Origin of the sequence: Legionella bozemanae (assembly GCF_001648595.1) — a bacterium.
In the GTDB taxonomy this organism is placed as follows: Bacteria; Pseudomonadota; Gammaproteobacteria; order Legionellales; family Legionellaceae; genus Legionella; species Legionella bozemanae.
In genome coordinates this window covers 1-701 of record NZ_LBAW01000093.1, presented here as the reverse complement: position 1 = coordinate 701, position 701 = coordinate 1, and the positions used below count along the sequence as shown (strand labels likewise).

Here is a 701-nt window from a genome sequence, read left to right as displayed (position 1 = left end):
GAATCTCCATCTTGAAGAAAAATGAGTTTGATTGCAGAGTTTTCCCAAGCGGCACGTGCTTCAGGAAAAGCGTAATAATCATCGATACCTTGCGTGATCGTCACAAAAGAAGCATTATGCCGCCGCCCTGTACGAAACCCTCGGTTAATGAAATTCACTGCAATTTGATCGCCAGAGAATAAGGACCAGGCTTCATCAATGATGCACATTTTTTGACGGCTGCGATCGGAGTTAAACATACGGCCTTGAAACTGAGACAAAATAGACAGTAAAACCGGTGCACGAATGTGTTCATCGTCCTCAATTTCTTTTAAATCCACGACAATAATGCGTGCATCAGGCGCTAACTTAGAAGGCGCATTAAAGACCGTGCCATGCTCTGAATGAGTGCAATAGGGATCAAGATTTTTCGCCAGAATTTTCCCTGTAGGGTATTTTTCTCGGTCGTTCTGATGCAACTCCAGAAGCTTAGCCTGCACATGATCAATTAATGTGGCTTGCTGATGTTCAAAAAACGCCTGCAATATTGCCTCTCGTAACGTTCCTCGGTCATCATCACTGGCTCCATCCTTAGCGCACGATAATAATTGAAACAAAGAAAGAATATGCTGTATTTCTTTGCCAATATTCGTGACATGAGTAAAGGGATTCATTGCCAAATTGGAGTATTCCAGATACACACCGCCTAAGGTGTGGCATAA

Annotated in this window: 1 protein-coding gene; it reads right to left on the bottom strand. The window is 43.1% G+C overall.

Annotation, left to right across the window (positions count from 1 at the left end; all coding sequences use genetic code 11):
* Positions 1 to 701, bottom strand: a 701-nt coding sequence (locus A8O27_RS18195) for a TraG/VirB4 family ATPase (protein ID WP_211269276.1), incomplete at both ends; no start/stop codon positions are given.